The sequence below is a fragment of the Actinosynnema sp. NPDC059797 genome, from assembly GCF_042732085.1.
Classification (GTDB): Bacteria; Actinomycetota; Actinomycetes; order Mycobacteriales; family Pseudonocardiaceae; genus Actinosynnema.
On sequence record NZ_JBHWIE010000671.1, the window covers coordinates 1 to 2062 of the forward strand.

The window sequence follows — 2062 nt, forward strand, 5'->3', positions numbered from 1 at the left end:
CCCCGACGACCACCCGTGGCACCGCGGCATCGGCCTGGCCCTGCCCGACGTCAACGGCGTCAACCTCTGGGGCGGCCGCAACTACGTCCCCGGCCGGGGGTACGTGCCCGGCGAGCTGGGCGTGGTCCGCGAGGTCGGCCCCGACGAGCTGGTCTGGTGCGACTCCGGCGGCGCGGTGCTGCTCGAGGAGCGGCGACGGGTGCGCCGCCGGCTCGTCGAGGGCGGCTGGGAGCTGGAGTGGACCAGCGTGCTGTCCGCCGACACCGAGGTCGTGCTCCACAGCCCCGGCAGCAAGGGCCGCGCCGGCGCGGGCTACGGCGGCTGGTTCTGGCGCCTGCCCGACCTCGACCCCGCCACCGTGCACGTGCTCACCCCCGACGGCGCGGGGGAGGAGCAGGTCAACGGGCGCCCCGCCGCGTGGCTGGCCGTGGTCGTGACCGACCCGCGCCGGCCGTGGACGGCCCTGCTGTCCGGACCGACCGACCCCTGGTTCGTCCGGGTCGGCCAGTACCAGGGCATCGGCTCGGCGCTCGCCTGGGACCGGCCGCTGGTGCTGGGACCCGGCCGGCGGCGCGAGATCACCGTGCGCGCCGCGTTCCACGACGGCGTGCGCGTCCCCGAGGACCTGAGGGCCCGCTGGCGGCCGGAGTCCTGACTCTATAGTCCCCCGTGCACGACGGAGATCGGAGATAGGCGTGCGACGTGTGTGCTTCCTGCTGCGGGTCCGCCCGGAGCGCCTGGAGGAATACCGCGAACGGCACCGCGACGTGTGGCCGGAGATGCGCGAGGCGCTGCGGGAGACCGGCTGGGGCAACTACACCCTCTTCCTGGCCGACGACGGCCTCCTCGTCGGCTACCTGGAGACCCCCGACTGGGACGCCGCCCGGCGCGGCATGCGCGACCGCGAGGTCAACGACCGGTGGCAGGCGGAGATGGCCGAGTACTTCACCGCCCTGGACGGCAGGGACCCCGACGAGGCCATGAAACCGCTCACCGAGGTCTTCCACCTCGACTGACCCCGCGCCACCCCCGTCCGCCACCCCCGCCCGCCGCGCCCGACCGGCGGTGTCGCCGATCGGTAGGCTCGTCGTTTCCACACCCTGTTCTGCCACCGAGGAGGCGTGGTGGGGTCACCGGTGAGCATCCGCGACGTGGCGACGCGCGCGAAGGTGTCCGTGGGCACCGTCTCGAACGTCCTGAACCGGCCCGAGGTCGTCGCGCCGGCCACCAGGGAACGGGTGGTGGGCGCGATCGAGGAACTGGGCTTCGTCCGCAACGACGCCGCCCGCCAACTGCGCTCCGGCACGCCGCGCGCCATCGGCCTGGTCGTGCTGGACGTGGGCAACCCGTTCTTCACCGACGTGGCGCGCGGCGTGGAGGACGCCGCCGGCGACGCCGGGCACGCCGTGATCCTGTGCAACAGCGACGAGTCGCCGCGACGCGAGGCCCGCCACGTGGAACTGCTGGCCGAGCAGCGCGTCCACGGCGTGCTGATCACCCCCGTCGACACCGACCTGGCCCCGGTGCGGCGGCTGCGCGCCAGGGGCATCTCGGTGGTGCTGCTCGACCACCCCACCGAGGAACCCGACCTGTGCTCGGTGGCCGTGGACGACCGGGCGGGCGGCGAACTGGCGCTGACCCACCTGCTGGCCGAGGGCTACGAGCGCATCGCCATGGTCAACGGGCCCTCGCGCCTCCACCAGGCCCGGCAGCGGCACCAGGGCGCGGTGGACGCGGTGCGCGAGGCCCGGCGGCCGGAGTCGGTGCTGGAGGAGCTGAAGGTGCCCGCGCTCAACGTGGCCTCCGGGCAGCGCGCGGCGGAGCAGCTGCTGGCCCGCGCCACCCGACCGGACGCGGTGTTCTGCGCCAACGACCTGCTGGCGCTGGGCGTGCTCCAGGTGTTCGTGCGGGCCGGGGTCCGGGTCCCCGACGACATCGCCGTCGTCGGCTACGACGACATCGGCTTCGCCGCGGCCGCCGCCGTGCCGCTCACCTCGGTGCGCCAGCCCCGCGAGCAGCTCGGCCGCACCGCCGCCGAACTGGTGATCGCGGAGAGCACGAC

3 protein-coding genes are annotated in these 2062 nt (G+C 74.9%); all 3 read left to right on the plus strand.

Features of this window, described 5'->3' with window-relative positions; all coding sequences use genetic code 11:
* Positions 1-655: DUF6807 family protein (locus ACFV4N_RS43170; protein ID WP_499678494.1), on the plus strand; the 655-nt coding region annotated here is incomplete at its 5' end.
* Between the two features lie 40 nt (positions 656-695).
* Positions 696-1016: an L-rhamnose mutarotase gene (locus ACFV4N_RS43175; protein WP_499678495.1), complete on the plus strand. Its 321-nt coding sequence runs from the start codon at positions 696-698 to the stop codon at positions 1014-1016.
* 108 nt (positions 1017-1124) lie between these two features.
* On the plus strand, positions 1125-2062 hold a 938-nt coding region (locus ACFV4N_RS43180), incomplete at its 3' end, for a LacI family DNA-binding transcriptional regulator (protein WP_499678496.1).